The following is a 26,232-nucleotide window of genomic DNA, read 5'->3' as shown; positions in this document are numbered from 1 at the left end:
TGTTCTTAGAATGTTGCCTTTACACTAAGACCGTATCTTCTAGCACTAGGTCCGTTGATGAAATCGAAACCGGCTCCGTTGGATACACCCAGACCAGCCGTATTGGGGTCGAAGTTTGCACCTTTCGGGGTGTTGATGGCCCTGAAGTACAGGTTGTTACCGGAAACGGTAAAGGTCAAGTTTCCAAATGGGGTCTTGTCCAAGAACTTCTTTGGAAGCGAATAGCTCAACGAGGCCTCCTGCAATCTTACAGTGGTGGCATCGTATACCTGTAGTTCGCTTGGTCCGAAAAGGATGTTGCTGAACCAGAAGGTGGAGTTGTTGATCTGTAGGTTGTTGGTGTTCCCGTTGGCATCGACACCTGGAAGTACATAAGTGTCCTCCCTGTCAATGGTCTCCGTGATCAGTCCCCTACCCATCAATGTAGATATAGTACTGGAGTAGACGTCCCCTCCCTGGGTATAGTTCCACTGGAAGCCCAAGGTGAAGTTCTTATAGGAAATGCTGTTCCTTACGTTCGCCACCCAGTCCGGGTTTGGATCACCGATGATGCCATCGTTCGGATCCTGTACGTAGTTACCGTCGGCACCCACAACAAAGTCACCATTGGCATCCCTTAGGATACGGCTACCGAAGAACACGCCCAAAGGCTCACCCTCAAGTGCTGCGTTACCAAGGTTTGAGAAACCGGAGTATACCACCTGATCGGTGTCAAGACCGAGATCAAGTACGGTTGTCTCGTATGCGGTGAAGTTAAGGTTTGTCCTCCAGCTGAAACCGCCCTCATCTTTGGCCCTGAACCAGTTGATGCCAAGGTCTGCTTCCACACCTTCAGATTCAATCTCACCAATGTTAACGGCAACTACCCTTGTTCCAAGGTCAGCAGCAGGATCCAAAGGTCTGTCCAAGATCAGGTCATTGGTGTTCCTCTTGTACACGGATGCATCCAAGGTGATGCGTCCGTCCCACCAGCGGGACTCGATTCCTATCTCGATTTCCTTCAAGGTCTCAGGCTTCAATGCCGGGTTACCCGTTCTCACACCTACTTCGTTGGTCACGATATTGGCTCCTGAACCATCCTGTACATCCTGTGTGTCAAGGATAAGTGTACTTGCTATCGGATAGGCAGACGACTCAAAGTTCGCCGATACCCCGATACCCCCACGGATCTTAAGGTAGTTCAATATGTTTTCCGATTTAAGGCCATCGATGGCGGCCGTCGGGATAAAGGATACACTCGCGGATGGGTAGAACTGGCTCCTGTTCTCCTGAGAGAAGTTGGATACCCAGTCGTTACGTCCAGCCAGGGTTACATATACCCAGCTGTCATAGTCAAAATCAACCTGTCCATAAAGACCTACAAGGTTTCTTTCAACAAATGTCTGGATCTCATTTTGGTTCAAGAAGTTGAAGTGTCTCAACACGTTGAACACCTGCTGGCCGTCACTGGCCACACCGTTCTGGTCAAAGATCTCACGTCTTGAGGTGGCACCCACGTTGAAAGTGGTCCCGATCTTGTCGGTGATGTCAAAGTCACCGTTCAAGAGCACGTTGTGATCCCAGATGGTATTGGTGTTGTTCCAGGTCTCATAGAAACCGCTCACCGTTCTGGCACCGCCACCGATACCTCCCTTGTTCTGGAAGTTGGTGTTGTTCTCGCTATAGATATCGATACCTGCCCTGTACACAAGGTTAAGGTTATCGTTGATGTCATATTGGATGGAGGCCTGACCGAAAATTCTGTTGGTCTCCTGTAGTGAGGCAGCGTTGTTCACTGTCCACAAAGGATGTTGGATAGAGTTGTTCTGTCTGTAATAGACGCTACTTCCATCAATGGGGTTCTGGAAAGGAAGTCCCTGCACATCGATACTCCTTGGTGTGAACCAAAGGTGGCCGAATACGGACGATCCTGTACCTGTGGATCCGTTACCCTGGCTGAGTGCAACTGGTGGCGATGTGAACTTGGTCCTTGCAAAGTTCAATGTTCCCGTTGCGGTGAACTTGTTGCTCAATTGTGCCCTACCACCTACTGAAAGGGTGTTACGCGTAACACTGTTGTTCGGTGTAAAGCCGTTGTCCTTAAGGTAACCGTAGTTCACGTTGTACCCTATCTTGCCATCGTCAGAGGCTCCACGTACGTTCACGGAGGTGTTTGCAACCGTACCTGTCTTGAAGAATCTTCCGACACTGTCATATGGTCTCCAATCATAACGAGCTCCCTGGAACTCAGGGAAGGCTGCTTGAATACCTGCTGTAGATGTTGAGTATGGATGAGCCAATGTACCATTGTCATCAATGGCTGCCTGACCTCCCCATCCTGCTGCTCCCTCTCTTCTGAAGCTTGGGCCCCAGTTGGAGAAGAACCATCCGAACGCTTGGTCAAATCCGTTACCGTACTCGTTCTGGTAATCCGGAAGTGACGCGATCTCGTTGAAGAAGATGGATGAATTGACGGTCACCTCGGTCTTCTTTGGACCGGCGGCTCCCGTTGACCCACCCTTGGTGGTGATCAGGATAACACCGTTACGACCCTGTGAACCATAAAGTGTGGCGGCCGCAAGGCCCCTAAGCACGTTCACGCTCTCGATACTGTTCGGGTCAAGGTCCAAAAATCTACTGGATCCGTTGTTACCGTTTACGAAATCCTGACGGTCACCCTGTCTACCCTGAGAGTTGGTGTCCGTGCTGAAAGGTACACCATCGACGATGAAAAGCGCCTGGTTGCTCGAGCTGAAGGTTGAAAGTCCACGGATAATGATATTTGTACCAGATCCCGAAAGTCCACTTTGGTTTGTTATCTGTACCCCGGCAGCTTTCCCCTGCAGTACCCTGGCAACATCGCCATCGGGTCTCTGTTCAAGGTCCTCGCTACCTACCTCGGTAACCGCATAACCCAATGCTTGTTTCTCTCTTTTGATACCAAGGGCCGTTACCACGACTTCCTCCAGGGCCTGGGTATCATCCTGCATCTGAACGTTGATAACGCTCTCCGCGCCAATTACCCTACTTGCGGCCCGCTGCCCTATATAGGTAAAGAGTAGTGTTTGACCTTGAGCGGCACTGATCGAATAGTTTCCGTCAAAATCTGTTTGGGTACCGTTGGTGGTGCCTTCGACGACAATGTTGACCCCAGGCAACGGAAGTCCGGAGGAATCCGTAACTGTACCTGAAATCGTCTTGTCTTGTGCAAACGAAATTTGCACAACAAACGCCAATAACAGCGTTAACAATCCATTAAGTTTTGTTCTCATTTTAAAATTATTTGAATTAGCTAGGCGCTAAAATCATAATTTCATGTTAATAATCCAAACTAATTTTACTAAAATTTTAAGATGATCTTTGCAATTAAACAGGTCTCAACATAGATTATCAAAATTTAGTGCCACTTCCACTGTGACTTTATTAAATGATTAGGGTTGTAAATTTTAACTAGTCAAAGTTGTTAAAAATCATCAAAACGGAGGTGTGGGTTGTGGGTTTTGTAACTATTTGTGGTTTTCACCCCGCTTCCCTAACTAATTCATATTAAGTACATTTTGTGGAACTAAGGAAAATTTTGTGGAGTAGTTTACGGGAGTGGCATTTTTTGGACTATCCAAAGGCACTTTATTGATTCCCGATGTAGAAGTACTTCCGAAAGTTTCAATAATAGTAGATTGGGAATAAATAAGGAGTAATGAAAACCAACTATTTTCTTTCTTTCGTTCTGTTGTTCAACGGATTTATTTTTCTTAACCAGAGCTTTTCACAAGTAGAAGGTTATTCCAGCACTTTAGCTTCCGTTGGTCCAATTTGGAACAATACTACGATGACTGCACATATGAATGAATTGACGAACAGGTTTCGGAATTGGAACGGAAAACCGATTGCGCTGTCCGATATTAGGGGGTCTATGTATTTTGAGGAAGAATTTAAAATGGGTAAAGTGTATTTGGGGAGCCAATACTACGGAAGCTACCTGATGAGATACAATGCCTATGCTGATGAGATAGAGGCCAAAAGAAGTGAAGCCCACGAGCCCGAGGCAATTTCTAAGAGTACCCGGTTGACTTTTGAGATTGGAAATGAAAAATATGTGTTAAAGCGTTTCTTGGATAATGAAAAGAATTTGGTAGAAGGATATCTGTCTGAATTAGTGGTGGGTGATAAATACAGTTTATATCATAAAAAAACTAAAAACTATAAAGAGGGTAAAAAGCCGGAAACTTCATTTCATGAGCCGGTGCCTCCCCAGTTTTTGGAATCCAATACCTATTATATAGTTGTTGCAAATAAGAATCCGCAGAGAATCAAGAATTCAAAAAAATCTTTGATAGAGCTCTTTGCCAAAGAGGTCCAGGGTGATGTTAAAAAGTATATCAAAGCTAATGACATTGGTCTTAGGGAAAAAGAAGATTTGGTGAAGTTGTTCAACTATGTCAATACGCGAGGTTGACTCCTAGGTAGGTCAACCATCATTTTTATACCTTAAATATATATAGCAGAAAATATTTGGGTCGAACAGGAGGTTTTTGGGTGCTTTTGTATCAGGATTTCTTATTGCAAAAAGAGGATTTTCTGTTCATTCTTCAAGACTTCATGAATTCTCAGGCGCTGTGGATAAATTAACCCATTTGAATATTCTTGTAAAAAAAGAGTAAGGCATTTGAATTTTTCCGAAATATCACTACATTTGCAGCCCTCAAAAAGAGGGTTATTTTTATTTAATAGAAATTTTAATGCCAACAATTTCACAATTAGTACGAAAAGGAAGAGTCACAATTACCAAGAAGAGTAAATCGGCTGCTTTGGATTCGTGTCCTCAACGAAGAGGGGTTTGTACGCGTGTATACACGACTACGCCTAAAAAACCAAACTCTGCAATGCGTAAAGTTGCAAGGGTTAGGCTAACAAATGGTAAGGAAGTCAACGCATACATCCCTGGAGAAGGACATAATCTCCAAGAACACTCGATAGTATTGGTAAGAGGTGGAAGAGTAAAGGATTTGCCAGGGGTTAGATACCACATTGTACGTGGTGCTTTGGATACTGCCGGAGTTGCCGGAAGAACACAGCGAAGATCTAAATACGGAGCAAAACGTCCTAAAAAGTAATTAACACTTTTAAGAAGAAGAAATGAGAAAAAGACAGGCAAAGAAAAGGCCGTTGTTGCCAGATCCAAGATTTAACGATCAGCTGGTAACGCGTTTCGTGAACATGATGATGTGGGATGGGAAAAAATCAGTTGCATTCAAAATCTTTTATGATGCAATTGATGTTGTTGATGAAAAAAATACGGACGAGGAAAAAACTGGGTTGGAGCTTTGGAAAGATGCACTTTCCAATGTAATGCCACACGTAGAGGTGAGAAGTAGAAGAGTCGGTGGGGCTACCTTCCAGATTCCTATGCAAATTCGACCAGATAGAAAGATTTCAACCGCAATGAAATGGTTGATCAGTTACGCAAGAAAGCGTAATGAAAAATCTATGGCGCAAAAATTGGCTGCCGAAATCTTGGCCGCTGCAAAAGAAGAAGGCGCTGCTGTTAAGAAAAGAGTAGATACTCACAAAATGGCCGAGGCCAATAAAGCATTCTCACACTTTAGATTCTAGTCAAAACAATGTCAAGAGATTTAAAATATACAAGGAATATAGGTATTGCGGCACATATTGATGCTGGAAAAACCACTACTACAGAACGTATTCTTTTTTATACTGGTGTAAGTCATAAAATTGGTGAGGTGCATGATGGTGCTGCCACTATGGACTGGATGGAGCAAGAGCAAGAGCGTGGTATTACCATTACCTCTGCGGCTACAACTTGTACATGGCAGTTTCCTACGGAAAACGGTCAGCCTACTGCTGATGCAAAAGGATATCACTTTAATATTATTGACACTCCCGGACACGTGGATTTTACCGTAGAGGTAAACCGCTCATTGCGTGTTTTGGATGGATTGGTCTTCTTGTTCAGTGCAGTTGATGGTGTTGAGCCACAATCTGAAACGAACTGGAGATTGGCCGATAACTATAAAGTGCCTAGAATTGGTTTCGTTAACAAAATGGACCGTCAAGGATCTAATTTCCTAATGGTTTGTAATCAGGTTAAAACGATGTTGGGCTCCAATGCAGTTCCTATTGTTTTGCCGATTGGTGATGAAGCAGATTTCAAAGGAATCGTGGATTTGGCAAAGAACAGAGCTATTGTATGGCATGATGAGAACTTCGGTTCTACATTTGATGTTATCGATATCCCTGAAGAAATGAAAGCTGAAGTTAAGGAGTATAGAGCTGCTTTAATCGAGGCAGTGGCCGAATATGATGAGGAGTTGATGGAAAAATTCTTCGAAGATGAAGATTCCATTACTGAAGAAGAAGTCCACGCAGCCCTAAGAGCAGCGGTTATGGATAGGGCTATCATTCCTATGATTTGTGGTTCATCGTTCAAAAATAAAGGAGTTCAATTCTTGTTGGATGCTGTTTGTCGCTACTTACCATCACCAATCGATAAGGATGATATTGTAGGTACTGATCCAAACACTGGAAACGAGATTACAAGAAAACCAGACCCAAAAGAGCCTTTTTCAGCTTTGGCATTTAAGATTGCTACTGACCCATTTGTTGGTCGCTTGGCATTCTTCAGAGCGTATTCCGGTCGTTTAGATGCTGGTTCATATATTTTGAACAACCGTTCAGGTAAAAAAGAACGTATTTCACGTATTTACCAGATGCACTCCAATAAGCAAAACGCTATTGATTATATCGAGGCGGGTGATATTGGTGCTGCAGTTGGATTTAAGGATATCAAAACAGGAGATACTATGTCTTCTGAAAAGCACCCGATTGTGCTTGAAAGTATGGATTTTCCTGATCCTGTAATTGGTATTGCAGTTGAGCCTAAAACCAAGGCAGATGTTGATAAATTGGGTATGTCTTTGGCAAAATTGGCTGAAGAAGACCCTACATTCCAGGTAAAAACTGACGAAGCTTCAGGTCAGACCATTATTTCAGGTATGGGTGAGCTTCATTTGGATATTATTGTTGACCGTTTACGTCGCGAGTTCAAGGTTGAAGTTAACCAAGGGCAACCGCAAGTGGAGTACAAAGAAGCCATTACACAATCTGCTGACCATAGAGAAGTCTATAAGAAGCAGTCTGGTGGTCGTGGTAAATTTGCAGACATTGTCTTTACAATGGAGCCAGCAGGCGATGAAGTTGTAGGATTGGAGTTTGTAAACTTGATCAAAGGAGGTAATATTCCTAAAGAATATATCCCATCTGTTGAAAAAGGATTCAAAGAGGCTATGAAAAATGGTCCTTTGGCTGGATTCGAGATGGACAGCATGAAGATTACCTTGAAGGATGGTTCTTTCCACCCTGTGGATTCAGATTCATTGTCCTTTGAGTTGGCTGCAAAAATGGGATACAAAGCTGCTGCTAAGTCTGCAAGGTCAGTATTGATGGAGCCTATCATGAAGATTGAGGTGTTGACACCTGAAGAAAATATGGGTGATATTGTTGGCGACCTTAACAGACGTAGAGGAACTATTAGCGATATGAGTGATAGAGCTGGTTCCAAAGTAGTAAAAGGAGAAGTGCCTTTATCGGAAATGTTCGGTTATGTTACTTCATTAAGAACATTGTCATCAGGTAGAGCTACTTCAACAATGGAATTTTCGCACTACGCGGAAACTCCAACCAATATTGCAGAAGAAGTTATTAAATCAGTTAAAGGAGTAACCGCTTAATTTTTCAGCAAGATGAGTCAAAAAATTAGAATAAAGCTTAAATCTTATGATCACAATTTAGTGGATAAATCTGCTGAGAAAATTGTGAAAACAGTTAAGACAACAGGTGCTGTGGTTACCGGACCAATTCCGTTGCCAACACACAAAAAAATATTTACAGTTTTGCGTTCACCGCACGTGAACAAAAAATCGAGAGAGCAATTCCAATTGAGTTCGTATAAGAGATTATTGGATATTTACAGCTCTTCTTCAAAAACTATCGATGCTTTAATGAAATTAGAGCTTCCAAGTGGTGTTGAAGTCGAAATAAAAGTGTAAATTTGCACGCCTTTTGAAGGAAAGGTGGACATGTCCTGAGCTGCGTGCGAGGGAAAAACGGGAAAAAGAAAACATATCTGGGTCACAGAATTTTTCTTTGACCCAATTTTTTTGCCAAGATATTGGCGTTTTAAAAAGTAAACAATTAATTAATATATATGTCTGGGTTAATAGGAAGAAAAATCGGCATGACCAGCATCTTCGACGAGAATGGAAAGAACATTCCATGTACCGTTATTGAGGCTGGACCATGTGTGGTTACCCAAGTCAGAACCGAAGAGGTGGACGGGTACAGTGCCCTTCAGCTCGGTTTCGATGACAAGGCAGAAAAGCGTGCAAACAAGGCTGAATTAGGCCACGTTAAAAAAGCAGGTGCTTCTCCAAAGAAGAAAGTCGTTGAATTCCGTGATTTTGAAGGTGAATACAAATTGGGAGACACCGTAGGTGCCGATCTTTTTGTAGAAGGAGAATTTGTTGATGTAATTGGTACATCAAAAGGAAAAGGCTTTCAGGGAGTTGTAAAACGACATGGTTTCGGTGGAGTTGGACAGGCAACGCACGGTCAGCATAACAGATTAAGAGCTCCTGGTTCCATTGGTGCGGCTTCATATCCTGCAAGAGTATTTAAGGGAATGAAGATGGCCGGTAGAATGGGCGGTGATCGAGTTACAGTTCAAAACTTGAGAGTATTGAAAGTGGTTCCAGAGAAAAACCTTATTGTAGTAAAAGGTGCTGTTCCTGGTCACAAAAATGCTTACGTAACAATCGAGAAGTAATGAAGGTAGCAGTTTTAGATATCAAAGGAAAAGATACAGGTAGAAAGGTTGACCTTTCTAAAGATGTATTCGGGATTGAGCCTAATGAGCACGCCATCTATTTGGATGTTAAGCAATACTTGGCCCACCAAAGACAAGGTACCCACAAAGCTAAAGAAAGAGCTGAGATTGCAGGTAGTACCCGTAAGATTAAGAAGCAAAAGGGAACTGGTACCGCTAGAGCAGGTAGCATCAAATCTCCTATTTTCAGGGGTGGTGGTAGAATCTTTGGTCCAAGACCAAAAAATTACTCCCAAAAATTGAACAAGAATGTTAAACGTTTGGCCCGTAAATCGGCCTTGACGTTGAAGTCAAATGAGAAGGCGATCACTGTTGTTGAGGACTTCAATTTTGAAGCGCCAAAAACAAAAGATTTCAAGGCATTTTTGAGCTCTTTGGGCATAGAAAACAAAAAGTCTCTTATAGTATTGGGTGGCTCGAATAATAATGTATATTTGTCGTCGCGCAATTTAGAGCGTTCTGAAGTTGTAACTAACTCAGAATTAAGTACTTATAAAATTGTTAATGCAAACAATATCGTATTGACAGAGAGTGCTTTGGAAGGAATAGAATCGAACCTTAAGAAATAAGAATATCATGAGTGTGTTGATTAAACCAATCATTACGGAAAAAATGACCGCGGATAGCGAGCTTTTCAATCGTTATGGTTTCTACGTTGACCCAACGGCCAATAAGCTTCAAATTAAAGAAGCGGTTGAGGCTACTTATGGTGTTTCTGTGGAAAAGGTGAGAACCATGAATTATGGTCCTAACCGTAAGAGTCGTTATACAAAAACAGGAATCCAACACGGAAAAACAAATGCTTTGAAAAAGGCAATTGTTGATGTGGCGGAAGGCGATATTATTGATTTTTACAGTAATCTATAAAGACAAGAAATGTCAGTTAGAAAATTAAAACCGATAACCCCTGGACAGCGTTTTAGAGTAGTAAACGGATTTGACGCGATTACTACTGATAAGCCGGAAAAAAGCTTGCTTGCTCCGTTAAAAAAGTCAGGTGGTAGGAACAGTCAAGGAAAAATGACCATTCGCCATAGAGGTGGGGGTCATAAAAGAAGATATCGAATCATCGATTTCAAAAGGGATAAACAAGGTATGGATGCCAAAGTGGTTTCTATCCAGTATGATCCCAACAGAACTGCATTTATTGCACTTGTTGAATACAAAGACGGTGAAAAAAGATATGTAGTTGCCCAAAATGGATTGCAGGTTGGTCAGAAGATTTCTTCTGGTGCCAAGTCTGCTCCAGAAATTGGAAATGCACTTCCATTAAGTGAAATTCCTTTGGGGACCATTATTTCTTGTATTGAACTGAGACCAGGACAAGGTGCTGTTATGGCCCGTAGTGCTGGTACATTTGCACAGTTGATGGCGAAAGATGGAAAGTTTGTTACCATTAAATTGCCATCAGGAGAAACACGTATGATATTGGCCAACTGTTTGGCCACTGTTGGAGCTGTTTCCAACTCTGACCACCAATTGTTGGTATCTGGTAAAGCAGGTAGAAGCAGATGGTTGGGTAGAAGACCAAGAACTAGACCAGTAGCTATGAACCCTGTCGATCATCCAATGGGTGGTGGTGAAGGAAGAGCTTCCGGAGGTCATCCAAGATCTAAGAACGGTATTCCTGCTAAAGGATTTAGAACACGTTCCAAGACCAAGGACACCAATAGATATATCATAGAACGTAGAAAGAAATAAAAGAAAAAGTAAATGGCACGTTCATTAAAAAAAGGACCTTACGTTCATCATAGTCTGGAGAAGAAAGTCCAGAATAATATAGATTCAGGTAAGAAAACGGTTATCAAAACATGGTCTAGAGCCTCAATGATAACTCCGGATTTCGTAGGACAGACCATCGCGGTGCATAACGGGAGACAATTTGTTCCTGTTTATGTTACTGAAAACATGGTTGGTCACAAACTTGGAGAATTTTCACCTACACGATCTTTTAGAGGTCATGCGGGAGCTAAAAACAAAGGTAAAAAGTAAGTAAGCTATGGGAGTTCGTAAAAGACAAATGGCCGAAAGGTTAAAAGAAGAGAAAAAGCAGCTTGCCATCGCAAAGTTGAACAACTGCCCAACCTCACCAAGAAAAATGCGTTTGGTCGCTGATTTGGTAAGAGGAAAGCAAATTGAAATGGCCTTGGCTATTTTAAGGTTCAACCCAAAAGAAGCTTCTAGAAAATTGGAAAAATTATTGCTTTCAGCAATTGCCAACTGGGAAGCTAAAAATGAAGATGCAAGCATTGAAGATGCTGACCTTTTTATCAAGGAAATCCGTGTGGATGGTGGAACAATGTTGAAAAGACTTCGTCCTGCGCCACAAGGTAGAGCACACAGAATTAGAAAACGTTCCAACCATGTTACCATGATCTTGGAATCTAACAACAACGTTCAAAGCTAGAGTATAATATGGGACAGAAGACCAATCCGATAGGAAATCGCTTAGGAATTATCAGAGGATGGGAATCCAACTGGTATGGAGGAAATGATTATGGCGATAAACTTGCTGAGGACGATAAAATCAGAAAATATGTCCATGCGCGTTTGGCAAAAGCCAGTGTGTCAAGGGTAATTATAGAAAGAACCTTAAAATTGATAACCATCACCATTACTACGGCCAGGCCTGGTATTATCATTGGTAAAGGTGGGCAAGAGGTGGATAAGCTTAAAGAAGAGCTTAAGAAAATCACCAACAAAGAGGTTCAGATCAATATTCATGAAATCAAAAGACCTGAGTTGGATGCCAATTTGGTTGCGGCTAGTGTTGCAAGACAGATTGAAAGCAGAATTTCATACCGTCGTGCCATTAAAATGGCCATTGCTGCTGCAATACGTATGAATGCAGAAGGTATCAAAATTCAGATTTCTGGGCGTTTGAACGGTGCTGAAATGGCGCGGTCAGAATCTTATAAAGAAGGAAGAATTCCTTTGTCAACTTTCCGTGCAGATGTCGATTATGCTTTGCATGAAGCACACACCACTTACGGAAGATTGGGAATCAAAGTTTGGATCATGAAGGGTGAGGTTTATGGAAAAAGAGAACTTTCCCCACTAGTAGGATTGTCCAAAGGTCAAGGTAAAGGCGACAAACGTGATGGTAAAAAACCACAACGTCGTAGAAAGTAATAAGATAAAGAAAAGGTAAGATGTTACAGCCAAAAAGAACAAAATTTCGTAAAGCCCAGAAGGGACGTATGAAAGGAAATTCGCAAAGAGGACACCAGCTTTCCAATGGAATGTTCGGTATCAAGTCTTTGGACTCCCACTTCATCACTTCCCGTCAGATAGAGGCTGCACGTATTGCTGCGACAAGGTATATGAAAAGGCAAGGTCAATTGTGGATTAAAATTTTCCCGGACAAGCCTATCACTAAGAAACCTCTTGAAGTACGTATGGGTAAAGGTAAGGGTGCACCAGAATATTGGGTGGCCGTTGTTAAGCCAGGAAGAATTATGTTCGAAGTAGCAGGGGTTCCTATGGATATTGCAAAGGAAGCTCTAAGGCTTGCGGCGCAAAAATTGCCGGTAAAAACCAAGTTTATTGTAGCTAGGGATTATTCCGCTTAATTTTTAATTGAAAAGAAGATGAAACAAGCAGAAATAAAAGAACTTTCAATTGAAGAGCTAAAGGAGAAGTTGGCCGATTTGAAAAAGCAACATGCAGATTTAAAAATGGCGCATTCAGTTACTCCTTTGGAAAATCCTTTACAGATCAAGAAAACGAGAAGGACGGTGGCAAGACTTGCAACAGAATTAACTAAAAGGGAATTACAATAGTTCTGCCTTATGGAAAAAAGAAACTTAAGAAAAGAAAGAATAGGCGTTGTTACCAGCAACAAAATGGAGAAATCAATTGTGGTTTCCGAGGTAAAAAGAGTGAAGCACCCAATGTATGGTAAGTTCGTTCTGAAGACCAAAAAGTATGTTGCCCACGACGAAAAGAACGATTGCAAGGAAGGTGATACCGTTAAAATAATGGAAACCCGACCATTGAGCAAGACGAAGTGCTGGAGATTGGTTGAAATCCTTGAAAGAGCTAAATAATTATGGTACAGCAAGAATCACGATTAAAAGTTGCGGACAACACTGGTGCAAAAGAAGTTTTGACCATCCGTGTACTTGGAGGAACAAAAAGAAGATATGCTTCTTTGGGAGATAAGATTGTAGTTACCGTTAAGGAAGCTGCCCCTAACGGAACGGTAAAAAAAGGTTCAGTTTCAACTGCGGTTGTAGTTAGAACCAAAAAAGAAGTAAGAAGACCTGATGGTTCTTACATCCGTTTCGATGACAATGCTTGTGTGTTGTTGAATCCTACAGGTGAAATGAGGGGAACCAGGGTTTTTGGACCTGTGGCCAGAGAACTTAGGGACAAACAGTTCATGAAGATTGTTTCACTAGCTCCAGAGGTACTTTAAAAGAAATATCAGCAAGATGAAGTTGAAAATAAAAACAGGAGATACAGTTAGAGTTATCACAGGAGACCACAAGGGATCTGAGGGTAAAGTGCTAAAGGTTGACGGCGATAAGAACAAAGCTATCGTTGAAGGTGTCAACACTGTATCCAAACATGAAAAGCCTAGCGCAAAGAATCCTCAGGGAGGAATTGTAAAAAAAGAGGCTCCCATACATATCTCCAATCTTTCGTTGATTGACCCAAAATCTGGTGATGCTACACGAGTTGGATACGAAGTAAGGGATGGAAAGAAAGTAAGGTTCGCCAAAAAATCCAATGAAGTAATTTAGTTATGAGTTACATTCCAAGATTAAAGCAAGAATACAAGGAGCGTGTTGTAAAAGCACTTTCCGAAGAATTTGGTTACAAAAATGTAATGCAAGTTCCAAAATTGGAAAAAATTGTGGTAAGCCGCGGTGTAGGTGCTGCTGTTTCCGACAAAAAACTCATCGACCATGCTGTTGACGAGTTGACCAACATTACAGGTCAAAAAGCAGTAGCCACAATTTCTAAAAAAGACGTTGCTTCCTTTAAATTGAGAAAGGGAATGCCAATTGGAGCTAAAGTAACGCTTAGAGGTGAACGCATGTATGAATTTTTGGATAGATTGATAACTTCTGCCCTTCCAAGGGTAAGGGATTTCCAAGGGGTGAAGGCCAATGGTTTTGACGGAAGAGGAAATTACAACCTTGGTGTGACCGAGCAGATCATTTTTCCAGAGATCAATATCGACAGGATCAACAGAATTAACGGAATGGATATCACATTTGTTACATCTGCAGAAACTGATAAAGAAGCAAAATCATTGTTAACCGAACTGGGAGTACCCTTTAAAAAGAACTAATATGGCTAAGGAATCAATGAAGGCCCGAGAAAGAAAAAGGGCTAAAATGGTTGCAAAATATGCTGAGAAAAGAAAGGCCCTAAAAGAGGCCGGAGATTACGAAGCGTTGCAAAAGCTTCCTAAAAATGCATCTCCTGTGCGTATGCGCAATCGTTGCAAATTGACTGGAAGACCAAGAGGATACATGAGAACATTTGGTATCTCAAGGGTTACTTTCAGGGAAATGGCCAATCAGGGCTTGATTCCAGGAGTTAAAAAAGCAAGTTGGTAAACCGATAAAGAAGAAAAATGCTAACAGATCCAATTTCAGATTATCTGACCAGAGTTAGAAATGCCAGTAGGGCAGGTCACAGGGTGGTTAACGTACCAGCTTCAAACCTTAAAAAGCAGATTACCAAAATATTGTTCGACCAAGGATATATTTTGAGCTACAAGTTTGAAGACGATACCGTTCAAGGAAACATAAAAATTGCCCTGAAGTATGACAAGTTTACCAAGGAGCCAGTCATTAAAAAATTGCAAAGGGTTAGTAAGCCCGGTTTGCGTAAATATGCTGGATCAGAGGAATTGCCAAGAGTTCTTAACGGCTTGGGTATTGCAATAGTTTCAACATCCCACGGGGTAATGACCAGCAAGCAGGCCAAACAAGAAAACGTAGGTGGCGAAGTATTGTGCTACGTTTATTAATATAGAAAGAGTAGAAAAATGTCTAGAATAGGTAACAATCCAATTACAATTCCCGAAGGAGTCACTGTTGAAGTGAACGAGAATGTAGTTACCGTAAAAGGTAAATTGGGCGAATTGACCCAAGAATTTTCAGGAGTTGCAGTAAAGGTTGAAGACGGTGGCGTTCATGTGGCAAGACCATCTGATTCCAAAGAACATAAGGCAAAACACGGACTATACCGTTCCCTTATCAACAATATGGTTGCAGGCGTATCCAAAGGATGGACCAAAGAGTTGGAATTGGTTGGAGTAGGATATAGAGCAAGTAACCAAGGACAGAAATTGGATTTGGCCTTAGGATTTTCACACAATATTGTGTTGAGCATTGCTCCAGAAGTGAAGATTGAGACCATTTCCGAAAAAGGAAAAAATCCAATCGTAAAACTAACATCTCACGACAAGCAATTGGTAGGTCAAGTAGCTGCCAAGATCAGAGCTTTCCGTAAGCCAGAACCTTACAAAGGAAAAGGAATCAAGTTTGTTGGTGAACAACTAAGAAGAAAAGCAGGTAAATCAGCATAATTAGTAGTACTATGGGATTATCTAAGACTGAAAGAAGATTACGAATCAGAAGAAGAATACGAAAAATTTCTTCTGGTACTGAAGCAAGACCAAGATTGTCTGTTTTCAGAAGTAACAAAGAGATATATGCTCAATTGATCGACGATGACAAGGGAGTTACTCTAGCAGCTGCATCCTCTAGAGATAAGGATGTGAATGCAAAAGGCACCAAAAGTGAGGTTGCTACGCAAGTTGGTAAAACAATTGCCGAAAAAGCACTGAAACTAGGTGTTGAAACAGTAGCTTTTGATAGAGGTGGAAACCTTTATCACGGAAGAGTTAAATCATTGGCCGAAGCAGCACGCGAAGCAGGACTAAAATTCTAAATAAACTATGTACCAGAAATACAAGAACGTAGAGATAGTTAAGCCAGGTGGACTGGAGTTGAAAGATCGTTTGGTAGGTGTCCAAAGGGTTACAAAAGTTACCAAAGGTGGTAGAGCATTCGGTTTTTCAGCAATTGTTGTTGTTGGTGACGAGAATGGTGTTGTGGGACATGGTTTAGGAAAATCCAAAGAGGTAGCAACTGCAATCGCAAAGGCAATAGAGGATGCCAAAAAGAACTTGGTTCGCATTCCTTTGAATAAAGGTACGCTTCCGCACGAGCAAAAAGGAAAGTACGGAGGAGCAAGAGTTTTCATTAAGCCTGCTTCACATGGTACAGGGGTTATTGCTGGTGGTGCTGTAAGAGCGGTATTGGAAGCAGTTGGTGTACACGACGTATTGTCAAAATCGCAAGGATCTTCAAATCCTCACAATGTTGTAAAAGCCACTTTTGATGCTTTATTGCAATTGAGGGATGCAAGCACGGTAGCGAAGCAAAGAGGAATTTCTTTGGAAAAAGTCTTTAAGGGATAAATAAAGGATATTATGTCAAAGATTAAAGTTAAACAAGTAAAGAGCGCCATCAAGAGGACTCAAAACCAAAAAAGGACTTTGGAAGCCCTTGGTTTGCGCAAGATTGGGCACGTTGTTGAACATGATGCAACTCCTAATATCCTTGGAATGATAAATAAGGTAAAACACTTGGTTTCCACTGAGGAAGCTTAAAATATAACGGTACATGGATTTACATAATCTTAAACCAGCAGAAGGCGCTGTAAACAGAGACGGAAAACGCTTAGGAAGAGGTCAAGCCTCTGGTAAGGGTGGAACCGCCGCAAGAGGACACAAAGGTGCCAAGTCCAGATCTGGATACTCTAAAAAGATTGGTTTCGAAGGAGGTCAAATGCCTTTGCAACGAAGAGTTCCAAAATTTGGATTCAAGAATATCAACAGAAAAGAATACCAAGGTATCAATTTGGGCAAATTGCAAGAATTGGTTGATAATGGTGTCGTGAAGAAGGAAGTTACACTGGATATTCTTGTTGAAAACAGGTTGGCTCATAAAAACGACTTGGTAAAGATTTTAGGAGATGGTGAATTAAAAGCTGCTCTAAAAATATCTGTACATAAATTTACTGCCTCTGCAAAAGCAGCAATCGAAGCAGCTGGAGGTGAAGCAATAAGCTTATAAGGAAAAATAGAGCATGAAGAAATTTATTGAGACCATATCAAATATTTGGAAGATTGAAGAACTAAGGCAACGAATCATCATTACTTTAGGTCTACTTGTGGTATACCGTTTTGGTGCACAAGTTGTTCTTCCTGGTATTGATACTTCCCAATTGGCACAGTTAAATAGTGCTGCTGGAGAAGGAATTCTTGGATTACTTAATGCTTTTACAGGAGGTGCGTTTGCTAACGCATCTGTTTTTGCTTTGGGTATTATGCCCTATATCTCTGCTTCTATTGTGGTGCAGTTGATGGGAATAGCGATTCCGTATTTGCAAAAACTACAAAAAGAAGGAGAGAGTGGTAGAAAGACCATTAACCAAATCACACGTTGGTTGACCATTGCAATCTGTATTGTTCAGGCACCAGCCTATTTATTTGGTTTGGGAGCGCTTGGGGTTCCAGATAGTGCCTTTATACTAGGTAAAGGTGTGGATTTCATTGTTCCTGCTGTGATTATCTTGGTTACCGGTTGTGTCTTTGCCATGTGGTTGGGTGAAAAAATTACGGACAAAGGTATCGGAAATGGTATTTCATTGTTGATTATGATCGGTATCATTGCAACCATGCCACAGTCATTTGTTCAAGAATTCATTTCTAGAACAACGAACAATACCGGTGGTATCATGTTCATTTTGATCGAGGTGATCATTTGGTTCTTGGTTATCCTGGCCAGTGTACTATTGGTAATGGCGGTACGTCAGATTCCAGTGCAATATGCTAGAAGAACGGCTTCTGGAGGATATGAAAAGAATGTTATGGGGTCGCGTCAGTATATCCCGTTAAAGTTGAATGCCTCTGGGGTAATGCCTATCATCTTTGCACAAGCTATTATGTTTGCGCCAAGTTTGTTGGGTAGGACTTTCAATAATACTGCTGTTGGACAATGGATGGAAGTTCAGTTTGCCGATATTTTCGGACTGGCCTACAATATATTGTTTGCAGTACTGATAATAATATTTACGTACTTCTATACGGCGATTACCGTTCCTACGAACAAAATGGCCGATGATTTGAAAAGAAGTGGTGGTTTCATTCCAGGAATAAGACCTGGTAAAGAAACCGGAGATTATTTAGATAAGATAATGTCGTTGATCACATTGCCAGGATCAGTTTTCTTGGCGCTATTGGCAGTTTTACCGGCAGTAGTGGTTAAGTTGATGGATGTACAGGCAGGTTGGGCATTGTTTTATGGAGGAACGTCACTATTGATTATGGTGGGCGTAGCTATTGATACCGTACAACAAGTAAATTCTTATTTGTTGAACAGACATTATGATGGTTTGATGAAGACGGGTAAAAACAGAAAAGTAGCATAATTTATGGCAAAGCAGCCAGCAATAGAACAAGACGGAACTATAATCGAAGCATTGTCTAACGCAATGTTTAGAGTTGAATTAGAGAACGGTCATGTTGTAACGGCACACATCTCTGGAAAAATGCGCATGCATTACATCAAATTGCTTCCGGGCGATAAGGTAAAATTGGAGATGAGTCCATATGATTTAACAAAAGCAAGAATTACTTACAGATACTAATACGATGAAAGTTAGAGCATCAGTTAAGAAAAGAAGTGCCGAATGCAAGATAGTACGCAGAAAAGGCAGATTATACGTAATCAACAAAAAGAATCCTAGATTTAAACAAAGACAAGGGTAATTATGGCAAGAATTGCAGGTGTAGATATACCTAAACAAAAGCGTGGAGTTATTTCACTTACCTACATTTTCGGAATCGGTAAAAGTAGGGCCCAAGAGATTTTGGAGAGAGCCCAAGTAAGTGAGGATACTAAAGTTTCAGATTGGAATGACGATGAAATAGGAAGAATCCGTGAAGCGGTTTCCTCTTACACCATTGAAGGTGAACTTCGTTCAGAAACGCAATTGAACATCAAGCGTTTGATGGATATCGGTTGTTACCGCGGAATTCGTCATAGATCAGGATTACCATTGAGAGGTCAACGTACCAAAAACAACTCTAGGACGAGAAAAGGAAAGAGAAAAACTGTTGCTAACAAGAAAAAAGCAACTAAATAATAATTAATAGTCATTAGTATTTAGACGTTAGAAGAATCTGTTTGAAATGTAAAAGTCTAGGATTCCAATAACTAAGAACTAACACCGCGTGCCGCTGAAGCTTTAGCGGAGGCGCACTAAAAACTAAAAAATATGGCAAAGGCAAGTACTAAAACAACAAAGAAGCGCAAGGTAGTTGTAGAATCAGTGGGTGAAGCCCACGTTACTGCATCGTTCAACAATATCATTATTTCCTTGACCAATAAAAAAGGAGATGTGATTTCTTGGTCTTCTGCAGGTAAACTAGGTTTCAGAGGTTCTAAAAAGAACACTCCTTACGCTGCCCAGGTTGCTGCCGAAGATTGTGCAAAAGTAGCACACGAAGCTGGCCTTAGAAAAGTAAAGGTTTACGTAAAGGGACCTGGAAATGGTAGAGAATCTGCAATTCGTTCCATCCATAATTCAGGTATAGAAGTTACTGAGATCATCGATGTAACCCCACTTCCGCACAACGGTTGTAGACCTCCAAAAAGAAGAAGAGTTTAATTAATAATCATAATGGGCCCACAAGGGTCTTCACGAAGGTGCAATATAGATTATCGAAGGATAAGCCTTAATTCATAATCGCACTTTCAAAACTAAAGAAGATGGCAAGATACACAGGACCAACATCAAAAATCGCTAGAAAGTTTGGAGAAGCGATATTCGGAGACGATAAAGCCTTCGAAAAGAAAAGTTACCCTCCAGGACAACACGGAAACAACAGACGCCGTGGTAAAAAGTCTGAATATGCAATCCAGTTGATGGAGAAGCAAAAGGCCAAGTATACCTACGGTATCCTGGAAAAACAATTTAGAAACCTTTTTGACAAGGCCAACCGTAGCAAAGGAGTTACAGGTGAGGTATTGCTTCAATTGTGTGAGTCACGTTTAGACAATGTGGTTTATAGAATGGGAGTTTCCCCTTCAAGAAGAGGTGCTCGTCAGTTGGTTTCCCACAGACATATTACCGTAAATGGTGAGATTGTAAATATTCCTTCTTACTCTTTAAAACCTGGAGATGTAGTTGCTATTAGGGAAAAATCAAAATCCGTTCAAGCCATTAATGATTCATTGGCCAACAACAGTAGCGTTTACGAATGGATTACCTGGAATTCCGAAAAGAAAGAAGGTACTTATGTAGCTATTCCTGAAAGAATGCAGATTCCAGAAAATATCAAGGAACAATTAATCGTCGAGTTATACTCTAAATAAAATCTAACATTAATCCAATATGGCATTACTTAATTTTCAGAAGCCCGATAAAGTTATAATGATAGATTCAACAGATTTCGAAGGGAAATTTGAATTTCGCCCTTTGGAACCTGGTTATGGATTAACAGTTGGAAATGCGTTGAGAAGAGTGCTTCTTTCCTCTTTGGAAGGTTTCGCGATCACTTCGGTACGTATCGATGGAGTTGAACATGAATTCTCTGTTATTCCTGGCGTTGTTGAAGACGTTACAGAAATGATATTGAACCTTAAGCAGGTTCGTTTCAAAAGACAGATTGATGATGTGGAAAGCGAGACAGTTTCTGTTTCCGTTAGCGGAAAAGAGCAATTGACTGCTGGAGACTTCCAAAAGTTCATTTCAGGATACCAAGTGTTGAATCCTGATTTGGTTATCTGTAACATGGACCCCAAAGTAAGTATTAACCTTGAGGTTATTATTGAAAAAGGTCGTGGATACGTTCCAGCAGAGGAAAACAAAAAATCCAATGCTCCTTTGGGAAGCATTGCGGTTGATTCCGTTTACACTCCGGTAAAGAATGTAAAATACAGCATCGAAAACTTTAGGGTAGAGCAAAAGACCGATTACGAAAAATTGGTTTTTGAAATCATCACAGATGGTTCAATCCACCCAAAAGATGCATTGACAGAAGCCGCTAAGGTTTTGATTCACCACTTTATGTTGTTCTCTGATGAGCGTATTACATTGGAAGCCGATGAAATTGCACAAACTGAGACCTATGATGAAGAATCATTGCACATGCGTCAGTTGTTGAAGACCAAATTGGTAGACATGGACTTGTCCGTAAGAGCGTTGAACTGTCTTAAAGCTGCTGAAGTTGACACTTTGGGAGATTTGGTTTCCTTCAACAAAAACGATTTGATGAAGTTCAGAAACTTTGGTAAAAAATCATTGACCGAATTAGAAGAGTTGGTAATCAACAAGGGACTTCAGTTTGGAATGGATTTATCAAAATATAAACTGGACAAAGATTAAGTAATCATATTTTGCTCCTCGTTTTTTTCGAGTTTGGTAGCAAGATGATAAAACAATAAAATGAGACACGGAAAGAAATTTAACCACTTAGGAAGAACAGCAGCCCACAGAAAGGCAATGTTGGCCAATATGGCCAGTTCCCTAATAGAACATAAAAGGATCAATACTACCGTTGCCAAGGCAAAAGCTTTAAAGCAATTTGTAGAGCCTTTGATCACCAAGGCTAAAACGGAGAACAATCAAACTACCGAAAAAGGTACGCATAATAGAAGGATTGTTTTCAGTAGCCTTAGAAGTAAGGATGCGGTTACCGAACTTTTCAGCACTGTAGCAGAAAAAGTAGGGGACAGGCCTGGAGGATATACCCGAATTATAAAATTAGGGAATCGTCTAGGAGATAACGCTGACATGGCAATGATCGAATTGGTCGATTTCAACGAATTGTACAACGCTGGTAAAAAGCCTGCCAAGAAAACTACTAGAAGAAGTAGAAGAGGGGGCGGTAAAAAAGTAGAAGCTGCTGCTCCAGTAGCTGAAACTAAAGTAGCAGACGATTCAGAAGAATAAAAGATGTTAATTACTATTTAATTACTGAAAAAAGGATAAGTGAAAACTTATCCTTTTTTTATGTTTTTTTGTCAAACCGAAATTAAAAAAGCGCAATGAAATATCAATCAAAGAAAAGGGCACTGGTTCTTTTGGCAGATGGCACTATTTTTTATGGAAAGGCAGTGGGTGATAAAGAAGGAACCGCTGTAGGCGAAGTATGTTTCAATACCGGTATGACCGGTTACCAGGAAATTTTCACCGACCCATCATATTTTGGACAAATCATGGTGGCCACAAATGCCCATATAGGCAACTACGGCACCAATGAAGATGAAGTTGAATCCGATTCGGTCAAAATTGCCGGACTTATTGTTAAAAACTTCAGCTATGAATACTCTCGACCAAGTGCCGATATGAGTTTACAGGAGTTCCTTGACAAAAACAATCTTTTTGCCATATCAGATGTGGATACAAGGGCTTTGGTAAGTTATATACGTGACAATGGGGCCATGAATGCTTTGATATCAACCCGAGTTGATGAAATTGACGCATTGAAGGAAGAACTCAAGAAAGTACCCAGTATGGAAGGTTTGGAATTGGCCTCCAAGGTTTCCACCAAAGAACCCTATTACTTTGGAGAGGAAAACGCTGAAATTAAAATTTCTGCCTTAGATATTGGTATAAAAAAGAACATCCTAAGAAACTTGGCCAAAAGAGGAGCCTATATCAAAGTGTTTCCATACAACAGCTCATTTGAAGAGATGCAAAAATGGAATCCAGATGGATACTTTGTTTCTAACGGCCCTGGTGATCCAGAACCTCTGACCGATGCAATTGCCACAACGAAGCAAATGATATCTTCAGATAAACCTCTGTTCGGCATTTGCCTGGGTCATCAAGTATTGGCTTTGGCCAACGGCGTTTCTACCTATAAAATGCACAACGGGCATAGGGGAATCAATCACCCCATCCTCAATTTGGTGACGGGAAAAGGTGAGATAACCTCTCAAAACCATGGTTTTGCTGTAAATAGAGAAGAAACTGAAGCGAACCCTGAACTGGAAATTACCCACACCCACTTGAACGATAATACCGTAGCTGGTATTAAAATGAAAGACAAGGAAGTATTTTCTGTGCAATACCATCCAGAGGCTAGCCCTGGACCACATGATGCAGAATATCTTTTTGACCAGTTTTTTGAGGCAATCAAAACTAGCAAGAACTAAATCGTTGTAGGTTATTTTTATGTTATTGATAATGTTTCATGACTATTTTCATGAAATTCGAAACCACTCCTTTCGTATCTTTGCCGAATTGATTTTCAACCATAAATAGAAGCAGATGAGCATCATTATCAACATTCATGCAAGACAAATTTTAGACTCAAGAGGTAATCCTACCGTGGAGGTAGATGTAATTACCGAAAATGGGGTTTTAGGTAGAGCCGCGGTTCCTTCTGGAGCTTCAACAGGAGAGCATGAAGCCGTTGAGTTAAGGGATGGCGGAGATTCTTTTATGGGTAAGGGAGTCAGTCAGGCAGTTAATAATGTCAATACCATAATTGCGGATGAATTGGTGGGAACATCGGTATTTGAGCAAAATCAAATCGATGAGACCATGATAGCCTTGGACGGCACACCAAATAAATCAAAATTGGGGGCCAATGCTATTCTGGGAGTTTCCCTTGCAGCGGCAAAGGCAGCAGCCAACGAATTGGGAATGCCATTGTACCGTTATGTGGGTGGAGTAAGTGCAAATACACTTCCAGTGCCCATGATGAACATCATCAACGGAGGTTCCCACTCTGATGCTCCGATTGCATTTCAAGAGTTTATGGTTATGCCAGTTAAGGCAAAGGATTTTAGCCACTCCATGCAAATGGGTACGGAAATCTTCCATAACCTTAAAAAAGTATTGCACGACAGAGGCTTGAGTACGGCTGTTGGCGATGAAGGTGGTTTTGCACCAACTTTGGAAGGTGGTACCGAAGATGCATTGGACACAATTGCTAAAGCGGTTGACAAAGCAGGATATACTTTGGGTGACGACGTAATGATCGCATTGGACTGTGCTTCGGCTGAGTTTTATGTAGATGGAAAATACGATTACACCAAGTTTGAAGGTGATAAAGGGAAAGTAAGAACTTCCGAAGAACAAGCTCAATATTTAGCTGACCTTTGTGCAAAGTATCCGATTATTTCCATCGAAGATGGCATGGATGAGAACGACTGGGACGGTTGGAAAATGCTTACCGATAAAGTTGGAGACAAAGTACAATTGGTAGGAGACGATTTGTTTGTGACCAATGTAGAAAGATTGTCCAGAGGAATTGAAAATGGAATCGCAAATTCAATTCTTATTAAAGTAAATCAGATAGGAACACTTACTGAAACCATTGCCGCTGTAAACATGGCCAAAAATGCCGGGTACACTTCTGTAATGTCGCACAGATCAGGTGAAACAGAAGATAATACTATAGCCGATTTGGCAGTGGCCTTGAACACTGGACAAATTAAAACAGGTTCAGCATCACGGAGTGATAGAATGGCAAAATACAATCAATTATTGCGAATTGAAGAAGAATTGGGAAGTACAGCCTACTATCCCCAAGAAAAAGCATTCAAAGTAAATTAATTGATAATGATTTGATAGCATACAAAAAGCCTTTCCAAATTGAGAAAGGCTTTTTTTTGCTTCAGCAATAAACTTTGGTTAAATTGATTGTCAAACCAAATAGAACCACATAAACCAACCTATGAACAATTTTCTTTTCGTTGCCGCAGAGAACGATGCATTGGCCAATTGCAAGGCTGGTGGAATGGGTGATGTAGTGCGGGATGTTCCCCGCCAAATTTCAGAACACGGTGATAAAGCCCATGTGGTTGTGCCCTCCTACGGTCGTCTGCATCAAGAAGGACTTTTTAAGACCAAACTTAATTTTATGCTTAGAGGTCTTAAATACACTGCTGAACTTTATGAGGTAAAACCCAAGAAAGAATTTCCAAATATTATCCACTATGTGCTGCACCATCCCGAAATAGAGGCCGGAGATATAGCGCATATTTATCACAATGATCCGGAAGAGCCCTTTTTTACCGATGCGGTAAAATATTTTATTTTTTGTGCGGCAGTGGCCGAGGCCATTAAAAAAGGTTCCTTTGGTAATATTGATATTATTCACCTGCACGACTGGCACTCAAGCTTATTGCTGTTTTTGAGGGAATATCATGAAGAATATAAAAACTTGAAGGATATTCGAGTTGTTTATAGCATCCATAATTTGGCCATTCAAGGCATTAGGCCATTTGATGACAATTATTCCTCTCTAAAAAACTGGTTCCCGGATGTGGTTTTCGACTACAAAGCCCTGATGGACTATCGTTATCAAGATTGCATTAACCTGATGGCTGTAGGAATCCGTTTTGCAGATGCTGTGCATACTGTTTCCCCTTCTTACAAAGAAGATGTGATGTTGCCCAGCTCTCCACCAGAATTTATTGGAGGAGAAGGGCTGGAAAAAGACCTTATAAAAGCCAATAAAGAAGGCAGACTAGTGGGTATATTAAACGGGTGCAATTATAAGAACATCAACGTTGAAGAGAAAGGCTTTATATATCGAAATACGGTGAAGGCCATCTTTAGATGGCTACAGGAAGAGTCCAAAAAATATAAGGCCGACTTTTTGGCGCACACGGGTGAAAAGATCATGGAGTTTGTGGACAATAGACCCAAATTCATTGTTTCTAGCGTGGCACGATTAACAGAGCAAAAATTTTACTTTTTCAAACGGTCCCCAGAAGCCTTCGTTGAAATATTGAAGAAGTTGGAAAAAGTAGATGGCATTTTTATGCTGTTGGGAACGGGCGCTCCCGAGTATGAAGAACTCTTTAGAAAACTGAGTTACGAACACAAAAACTTTGTGTTTACCAATGGACAATCGGAAAACCTAATCGATTCCATCTATCTGGAATCCGATTTATATTTCATGCCTAGTCTTTTTGAACCCTGCGGAATAAGCCAAATGCTGTCTATGCGTAACGGAAACCCATGTTTGGTGCACCATACGGGAGGGCTTAAAGATACGGTGGAACATATGAAAACAGGCTTCAGTTTTGATGGAGCAACATATGACGAAAAAATAAAGAGCATGCTCGATGCTTTCGACTTGGCACTGGATGTGTATAAAAATGATAAGCCCACTTGGAAGAAAATTCAATCCGCAGCTAAGAAAAAGCGGTTTACTTGGAAAAAATCAGTGGATAATTATTACAAATATTTATACAATTTGCAGTAAACTGCCCTGGAAATTTTCGACCTACCAAAAGTATAGTTAACAATACTATAAATGAAGCCTGGAAATTGTTAATGCCTATGCTTTT

The 26,232-nt window shown here is 41.0% G+C and carries 37 protein-coding genes; 36 read left to right on the top strand and 1 reads right to left on the bottom strand.

Annotated elements, in window-relative coordinates; translation table 11 throughout:
- Window positions 1-5: 5 nt before the first annotated feature.
- Window positions 6-3,251 (bottom strand): SusC/RagA family TonB-linked outer membrane protein, encoded by a 3,246-nt coding sequence (locus ACULLG_RS16510; protein ID WP_452127887.1) that lies wholly within the window; start codon window positions 3,249-3,251, stop codon window positions 6-8.
- A 425-nt stretch (window positions 3,252-3,676) separates the two neighbouring features.
- Here ACULLG_RS16510 and ACULLG_RS16505 point away from each other — a divergent pair, with 425 nt between their 5' ends.
- The 36 genes from ACULLG_RS16505 (at window position 3,677) to ACULLG_RS16330 (ending at window position 26,147) form a co-directional block, all read left to right on the top strand.
- Complete coding sequence (locus ACULLG_RS16505; protein ID WP_452127886.1) at window positions 3,677-4,435, top strand: hypothetical protein; 759 nt, start codon at window positions 3,677-3,679, stop codon at window positions 4,433-4,435.
- A gap of 283 nt (window positions 4,436-4,718) precedes the next feature.
- Window positions 4,719-5,093, top strand: coding sequence for a 30S ribosomal protein S12 (gene rpsL, locus ACULLG_RS16500; protein ID WP_031445118.1), 375 nt, complete (start codon window positions 4,719-4,721; stop codon window positions 5,091-5,093).
- A gap of 22 nt (window positions 5,094-5,115) precedes the next feature.
- Window positions 5,116-5,592, top strand: a complete 477-nt coding sequence (gene rpsG / locus ACULLG_RS16495) for a 30S ribosomal protein S7 (RefSeq protein WP_452127885.1) — start codon at window positions 5,116-5,118, stop codon at window positions 5,590-5,592.
- Between the two features lie 8 nt (window positions 5,593-5,600).
- Window positions 5,601-7,727, top strand: a complete 2,127-nt coding sequence (gene fusA, locus ACULLG_RS16490; protein WP_452127884.1) for an elongation factor G — start codon at window positions 5,601-5,603, stop codon at window positions 7,725-7,727.
- Window positions 7,728-7,739: 12 nt separating this feature from the next.
- A complete protein-coding gene (gene rpsJ / locus ACULLG_RS16485; protein WP_007094989.1) occupies window positions 7,740-8,045 on the top strand; it encodes a 30S ribosomal protein S10 in 306 nt (101 codons plus the stop codon).
- Between the two features lie 158 nt (window positions 8,046-8,203).
- Window positions 8,204-8,821, top strand: a complete 618-nt coding sequence (rplC, locus tag ACULLG_RS16480) for a 50S ribosomal protein L3 (protein ID WP_452127883.1) — start codon at window positions 8,204-8,206, stop codon at window positions 8,819-8,821.
- The gene (gene rplD, locus ACULLG_RS16475; protein ID WP_452127882.1) at window positions 8,821-9,450 is read left to right on the top strand and encodes a 50S ribosomal protein L4; all 630 of its coding nucleotides are present in this window, start codon (window positions 8,821-8,823) and stop codon (window positions 9,448-9,450) included. Before rplC ends, rplD begins: the two co-directional genes overlap by 1 nt.
- Window positions 9,451-9,457: 7 nt before the next feature.
- Complete coding sequence (gene rplW / locus ACULLG_RS16470) at window positions 9,458-9,748, top strand: 50S ribosomal protein L23 (protein ID WP_420320194.1); 291 nt, start codon at window positions 9,458-9,460, stop codon at window positions 9,746-9,748.
- A gap of 9 nt (window positions 9,749-9,757) precedes the next feature.
- Entirely contained in the window at window positions 9,758-10,582 is an 825-nt protein-coding gene (gene rplB, locus ACULLG_RS16465; RefSeq protein ID WP_452127881.1) for a 50S ribosomal protein L2, read from the top strand.
- Between the two features lie 12 nt (window positions 10,583-10,594).
- Window positions 10,595-10,873 (top strand): 30S ribosomal protein S19, encoded by a 279-nt coding sequence (rpsS, locus tag ACULLG_RS16460; protein ID WP_097047030.1) that lies wholly within the window; start codon window positions 10,595-10,597, stop codon window positions 10,871-10,873.
- A 7-nt stretch (window positions 10,874-10,880) separates the two neighbouring features.
- Entirely contained in the window at window positions 10,881-11,288 is a 408-nt protein-coding gene (gene rplV, locus ACULLG_RS16455; protein WP_298791449.1) for a 50S ribosomal protein L22, read from the top strand.
- Window positions 11,289-11,296: 8 nt separating this feature from the next.
- The gene (gene rpsC, locus ACULLG_RS16450) at window positions 11,297-12,013 is read left to right on the top strand and encodes a 30S ribosomal protein S3 (RefSeq protein WP_298791445.1); all 717 of its coding nucleotides are present in this window, start codon (window positions 11,297-11,299) and stop codon (window positions 12,011-12,013) included.
- 20 nt (window positions 12,014-12,033) lie between these two features.
- On the top strand, window positions 12,034-12,453 hold the full coding sequence (rplP, locus tag ACULLG_RS16445; protein WP_055397052.1) for a 50S ribosomal protein L16: 420 nt from the start codon (window positions 12,034-12,036) through the stop codon (window positions 12,451-12,453).
- Between the two features lie 18 nt (window positions 12,454-12,471).
- The gene (gene rpmC / locus ACULLG_RS16440; RefSeq protein ID WP_452127880.1) at window positions 12,472-12,663 is read left to right on the top strand and encodes a 50S ribosomal protein L29; all 192 of its coding nucleotides are present in this window, start codon (window positions 12,472-12,474) and stop codon (window positions 12,661-12,663) included.
- Between the two features lie 9 nt (window positions 12,664-12,672).
- Complete coding sequence (gene rpsQ, locus ACULLG_RS16435) at window positions 12,673-12,930, top strand: 30S ribosomal protein S17 (RefSeq protein WP_109661651.1); 258 nt, start codon at window positions 12,673-12,675, stop codon at window positions 12,928-12,930.
- Window positions 12,931-12,932: 2 nt separating this feature from the next.
- Window positions 12,933-13,301, top strand: a complete 369-nt coding sequence (rplN, locus tag ACULLG_RS16430) for a 50S ribosomal protein L14 (protein WP_298791435.1) — start codon at window positions 12,933-12,935, stop codon at window positions 13,299-13,301.
- 16 nt (window positions 13,302-13,317) lie between these two features.
- The gene (rplX, locus tag ACULLG_RS16425) at window positions 13,318-13,629 is read left to right on the top strand and encodes a 50S ribosomal protein L24 (protein ID WP_452127879.1); all 312 of its coding nucleotides are present in this window, start codon (window positions 13,318-13,320) and stop codon (window positions 13,627-13,629) included.
- Between the two features lie 2 nt (window positions 13,630-13,631).
- On the top strand, window positions 13,632-14,183 hold the full coding sequence (gene rplE, locus ACULLG_RS16420) for a 50S ribosomal protein L5 (RefSeq protein WP_452127878.1): 552 nt from the start codon (window positions 13,632-13,634) through the stop codon (window positions 14,181-14,183).
- A 1-nt stretch (window position 14,184) separates the two neighbouring features.
- Window positions 14,185-14,454 (top strand): 30S ribosomal protein S14, encoded by a 270-nt coding sequence (gene rpsN / locus ACULLG_RS16415; protein WP_116218582.1) that lies wholly within the window; start codon window positions 14,185-14,187, stop codon window positions 14,452-14,454.
- 17 nt (window positions 14,455-14,471) lie between these two features.
- A complete protein-coding gene (rpsH, locus tag ACULLG_RS16410) occupies window positions 14,472-14,870 on the top strand; it encodes a 30S ribosomal protein S8 (protein ID WP_420320189.1) in 399 nt (132 codons plus the stop codon).
- An 18-nt stretch (window positions 14,871-14,888) separates the two neighbouring features.
- On the top strand, window positions 14,889-15,431 hold the full coding sequence (gene rplF / locus ACULLG_RS16405) for a 50S ribosomal protein L6 (RefSeq protein ID WP_452127877.1): 543 nt from the start codon (window positions 14,889-14,891) through the stop codon (window positions 15,429-15,431).
- An 11-nt stretch (window positions 15,432-15,442) separates the two neighbouring features.
- Window positions 15,443-15,796 carry a 50S ribosomal protein L18 gene (gene rplR / locus ACULLG_RS16400; protein ID WP_452127876.1) on the top strand — a complete coding sequence of 118 codons (354 nt, stop codon included), beginning with the start codon at window positions 15,443-15,445 and terminating at the stop codon, window positions 15,794-15,796.
- Between the two features lie 7 nt (window positions 15,797-15,803).
- Complete coding sequence (gene rpsE / locus ACULLG_RS16395) at window positions 15,804-16,328, top strand: 30S ribosomal protein S5 (RefSeq protein ID WP_136465035.1); 525 nt, start codon at window positions 15,804-15,806, stop codon at window positions 16,326-16,328.
- 12 nt (window positions 16,329-16,340) lie between these two features.
- Window positions 16,341-16,520 carry a 50S ribosomal protein L30 gene (rpmD, locus tag ACULLG_RS16390; RefSeq protein WP_055397075.1) on the top strand — a complete coding sequence of 60 codons (180 nt, stop codon included), beginning with the start codon at window positions 16,341-16,343 and terminating at the stop codon, window positions 16,518-16,520.
- A gap of 13 nt (window positions 16,521-16,533) precedes the next feature.
- The gene (gene rplO, locus ACULLG_RS16385) at window positions 16,534-16,986 is read left to right on the top strand and encodes a 50S ribosomal protein L15 (protein WP_452127875.1); all 453 of its coding nucleotides are present in this window, start codon (window positions 16,534-16,536) and stop codon (window positions 16,984-16,986) included.
- Window positions 16,987-16,999: 13 nt separating this feature from the next.
- Complete coding sequence (secY, locus tag ACULLG_RS16380; protein ID WP_452127874.1) at window positions 17,000-18,343, top strand: preprotein translocase subunit SecY; 1,344 nt, start codon at window positions 17,000-17,002, stop codon at window positions 18,341-18,343.
- A gap of 3 nt (window positions 18,344-18,346) precedes the next feature.
- Entirely contained in the window at window positions 18,347-18,562 is a 216-nt protein-coding gene (gene infA, locus ACULLG_RS16375; RefSeq protein ID WP_014031991.1) for a translation initiation factor IF-1, read from the top strand.
- A 4-nt stretch (window positions 18,563-18,566) separates the two neighbouring features.
- Window positions 18,567-18,683, top strand: coding sequence for a type B 50S ribosomal protein L36 (gene ykgO / locus ACULLG_RS16370; protein WP_073370549.1), 117 nt, complete (start codon window positions 18,567-18,569; stop codon window positions 18,681-18,683).
- Window positions 18,684-18,685: 2 nt separating this feature from the next.
- Entirely contained in the window at window positions 18,686-19,060 is a 375-nt protein-coding gene (rpsM, locus tag ACULLG_RS16365) for a 30S ribosomal protein S13 (protein WP_452127873.1), read from the top strand.
- 132 nt (window positions 19,061-19,192) lie between these two features.
- Entirely contained in the window at window positions 19,193-19,585 is a 393-nt protein-coding gene (gene rpsK / locus ACULLG_RS16360) for a 30S ribosomal protein S11 (RefSeq protein ID WP_298791405.1), read from the top strand.
- Between the two features lie 101 nt (window positions 19,586-19,686).
- Entirely contained in the window at window positions 19,687-20,292 is a 606-nt protein-coding gene (gene rpsD / locus ACULLG_RS16355; protein WP_452127872.1) for a 30S ribosomal protein S4, read from the top strand.
- Window positions 20,293-20,311: 19 nt separating this feature from the next.
- On the top strand, window positions 20,312-21,304 hold the full coding sequence (locus tag ACULLG_RS16350; RefSeq protein WP_097047045.1) for a DNA-directed RNA polymerase subunit alpha: 993 nt from the start codon (window positions 20,312-20,314) through the stop codon (window positions 21,302-21,304).
- Between the two features lie 60 nt (window positions 21,305-21,364).
- Window positions 21,365-21,871, top strand: coding sequence for a 50S ribosomal protein L17 (rplQ, locus tag ACULLG_RS16345; protein WP_452127871.1), 507 nt, complete (start codon window positions 21,365-21,367; stop codon window positions 21,869-21,871).
- A gap of 95 nt (window positions 21,872-21,966) precedes the next feature.
- Complete coding sequence (carA, locus tag ACULLG_RS16340) at window positions 21,967-23,079, top strand: glutamine-hydrolyzing carbamoyl-phosphate synthase small subunit (RefSeq protein WP_452127870.1); 1,113 nt, start codon at window positions 21,967-21,969, stop codon at window positions 23,077-23,079.
- Between the two features lie 115 nt (window positions 23,080-23,194).
- On the top strand, window positions 23,195-24,487 hold the full coding sequence (eno, locus tag ACULLG_RS16335; protein WP_452127869.1) for a phosphopyruvate hydratase: 1,293 nt from the start codon (window positions 23,195-23,197) through the stop codon (window positions 24,485-24,487).
- 121 nt (window positions 24,488-24,608) lie between these two features.
- Complete coding sequence (locus ACULLG_RS16330) at window positions 24,609-26,147, top strand: glycogen synthase (RefSeq protein ID WP_452127868.1); 1,539 nt, start codon at window positions 24,609-24,611, stop codon at window positions 26,145-26,147.
- The last annotated feature ends 85 nt before the right edge of the window (window positions 26,148-26,232 follow it).

Source organism: Flagellimonas sp. 2504JD1-5 (genome assembly GCF_053618295.1).
This window is presented reverse-complemented; position numbering and strand designations above follow the sequence as displayed.

Coding starts and splice junctions, on each gene's coding strand:
- rpsH (WP_420320189.1), top strand. CDS start 14,472: ATGCTAACAGATCCAATTTCAGATTATCTGACCAGAGTTAGAAATGCC.
- ACULLG_RS16350 (WP_097047045.1), top strand. CDS start 20,312: ATGGCATTACTTAATTTTCAGAAGCCCGATAAAGTTATAATGATAGAT.
- ACULLG_RS16510 (WP_452127887.1), bottom strand. CDS start 3,251: ATGAGAACAAAACTTAATGGATTGTTAACGCTGTTATTGGCGTTTGTT.
- rplP (WP_055397052.1), top strand. CDS start 12,034: ATGTTACAGCCAAAAAGAACAAAATTTCGTAAAGCCCAGAAGGGACGT.
- secY (WP_452127874.1), top strand. CDS start 17,000: ATGAAGAAATTTATTGAGACCATATCAAATATTTGGAAGATTGAAGAA.
- fusA (WP_452127884.1), top strand. CDS start 5,601: ATGTCAAGAGATTTAAAATATACAAGGAATATAGGTATTGCGGCACAT.
- rplW (WP_420320194.1), top strand. CDS start 9,458: ATGAGTGTGTTGATTAAACCAATCATTACGGAAAAAATGACCGCGGAT.
- eno (WP_452127869.1), top strand. CDS start 23,195: ATGAGCATCATTATCAACATTCATGCAAGACAAATTTTAGACTCAAGA.
- rplQ (WP_452127871.1), top strand. CDS start 21,365: ATGAGACACGGAAAGAAATTTAACCACTTAGGAAGAACAGCAGCCCAC.
- rpsQ (WP_109661651.1), top strand. CDS start 12,673: ATGGAAAAAAGAAACTTAAGAAAAGAAAGAATAGGCGTTGTTACCAGC.
- rpmC (WP_452127880.1), top strand. CDS start 12,472: ATGAAACAAGCAGAAATAAAAGAACTTTCAATTGAAGAGCTAAAGGAG.
- rpsM (WP_452127873.1), top strand. CDS start 18,686: ATGGCAAGAATTGCAGGTGTAGATATACCTAAACAAAAGCGTGGAGTT.
- rpsK (WP_298791405.1), top strand. CDS start 19,193: ATGGCAAAGGCAAGTACTAAAACAACAAAGAAGCGCAAGGTAGTTGTA.
- rplO (WP_452127875.1), top strand. CDS start 16,534: ATGGATTTACATAATCTTAAACCAGCAGAAGGCGCTGTAAACAGAGAC.
- rplE (WP_452127878.1), top strand. CDS start 13,632: ATGAGTTACATTCCAAGATTAAAGCAAGAATACAAGGAGCGTGTTGTA.
- ACULLG_RS16330 (WP_452127868.1), top strand. CDS start 24,609: ATGAACAATTTTCTTTTCGTTGCCGCAGAGAACGATGCATTGGCCAAT.
- rplX (WP_452127879.1), top strand. CDS start 13,318: ATGAAGTTGAAAATAAAAACAGGAGATACAGTTAGAGTTATCACAGGA.
- rpsS (WP_097047030.1), top strand. CDS start 10,595: ATGGCACGTTCATTAAAAAAAGGACCTTACGTTCATCATAGTCTGGAG.
- infA (WP_014031991.1), top strand. CDS start 18,347: ATGGCAAAGCAGCCAGCAATAGAACAAGACGGAACTATAATCGAAGCA.
- rpsC (WP_298791445.1), top strand. CDS start 11,297: ATGGGACAGAAGACCAATCCGATAGGAAATCGCTTAGGAATTATCAGA.
- rplD (WP_452127882.1), top strand. CDS start 8,821: ATGAAGGTAGCAGTTTTAGATATCAAAGGAAAAGATACAGGTAGAAAG.
- rpsE (WP_136465035.1), top strand. CDS start 15,804: ATGTACCAGAAATACAAGAACGTAGAGATAGTTAAGCCAGGTGGACTG.
- rplF (WP_452127877.1), top strand. CDS start 14,889: ATGTCTAGAATAGGTAACAATCCAATTACAATTCCCGAAGGAGTCACT.
- rplV (WP_298791449.1), top strand. CDS start 10,881: ATGGGAGTTCGTAAAAGACAAATGGCCGAAAGGTTAAAAGAAGAGAAA.
- rplB (WP_452127881.1), top strand. CDS start 9,758: ATGTCAGTTAGAAAATTAAAACCGATAACCCCTGGACAGCGTTTTAGA.
- rplR (WP_452127876.1), top strand. CDS start 15,443: ATGGGATTATCTAAGACTGAAAGAAGATTACGAATCAGAAGAAGAATA.
- rpmD (WP_055397075.1), top strand. CDS start 16,341: ATGTCAAAGATTAAAGTTAAACAAGTAAAGAGCGCCATCAAGAGGACT.
- rpsD (WP_452127872.1), top strand. CDS start 19,687: ATGGCAAGATACACAGGACCAACATCAAAAATCGCTAGAAAGTTTGGA.
- rpsJ (WP_007094989.1), top strand. CDS start 7,740: ATGAGTCAAAAAATTAGAATAAAGCTTAAATCTTATGATCACAATTTA.
- rplN (WP_298791435.1), top strand. CDS start 12,933: ATGGTACAGCAAGAATCACGATTAAAAGTTGCGGACAACACTGGTGCA.
- ykgO (WP_073370549.1), top strand. CDS start 18,567: ATGAAAGTTAGAGCATCAGTTAAGAAAAGAAGTGCCGAATGCAAGATA.
- rpsG (WP_452127885.1), top strand. CDS start 5,116: ATGAGAAAAAGACAGGCAAAGAAAAGGCCGTTGTTGCCAGATCCAAGA.
- rpsL (WP_031445118.1), top strand. CDS start 4,719: ATGCCAACAATTTCACAATTAGTACGAAAAGGAAGAGTCACAATTACC.
- rpsN (WP_116218582.1), top strand. CDS start 14,185: ATGGCTAAGGAATCAATGAAGGCCCGAGAAAGAAAAAGGGCTAAAATG.
- carA (WP_452127870.1), top strand. CDS start 21,967: ATGAAATATCAATCAAAGAAAAGGGCACTGGTTCTTTTGGCAGATGGC.
- ACULLG_RS16505 (WP_452127886.1), top strand. CDS start 3,677: ATGAAAACCAACTATTTTCTTTCTTTCGTTCTGTTGTTCAACGGATTT.
- rplC (WP_452127883.1), top strand. CDS start 8,204: ATGTCTGGGTTAATAGGAAGAAAAATCGGCATGACCAGCATCTTCGAC.